Raw genomic sequence first — 600 nt, 5'->3', positions numbered from 1 at the left:
GCCAAGCACAAGAGGAAGAGCTCAAGCAGTTGCTGCAAACGTATTACGTGACCGAGCGAGCGAAAGCGAATGGGCACTTATTGAATCAAGGTGTAGAAGAAGACCGCATTAGCCAATACTTTCAGCACTTAGCCAAGGCTCGTGCCGAAGTGATTGATGCCATCACCAAAACCACTCAAGAGTTGGCGCACAACAAAAACCAACTTGAGCTAGAGAAAGAGCAGATCGAAACCCTGCTCAAGCAGCAATCAGAAAAGCGTACCGCACTGGCCAGTACGCAGTCGAATCGTAAGCAAACGCTGAACAAAATTCAGAGCAGCATTAAAAACGACAAACGTTACCTTGCTGAACTACAACGCAATGAAACCCGTCTAAAAGCCGAGATTGCAAAAGCCGCCAAGCGAAATGCGGTACCAATGGACGGGCTCGGCAAACAGCGCGGCAAACTACCATGGCCCCTCAAAGGCAGTGTGTTACATAACTTCGGTACGCGTCAAACCGGACAAGTAAACTGGAAAGGTATGGTGCTTTCCGCTAACTATGGTCAACAAGTTAAAGCGGTTTACCCTGGCACAGTCGTATTTGCAGAGTATTTAAGAG

General features: G+C 48.2%; 1 protein-coding gene. It reads left to right on the top strand.

What is annotated here, in order from left to right:
- A partial coding sequence (locus R7190_RS28880) for a murein hydrolase activator EnvC family protein (RefSeq protein ID WP_411978102.1) occupies window positions 1–600 on the top strand: 600 nt, incomplete at both ends.

Source organism: Vibrio sp. 1078-1 (assembly GCF_033340475.1).
Note: the sequence above shows the minus strand (reverse complement) of the source record. Positions and strands in the feature narration are given on the sequence as shown.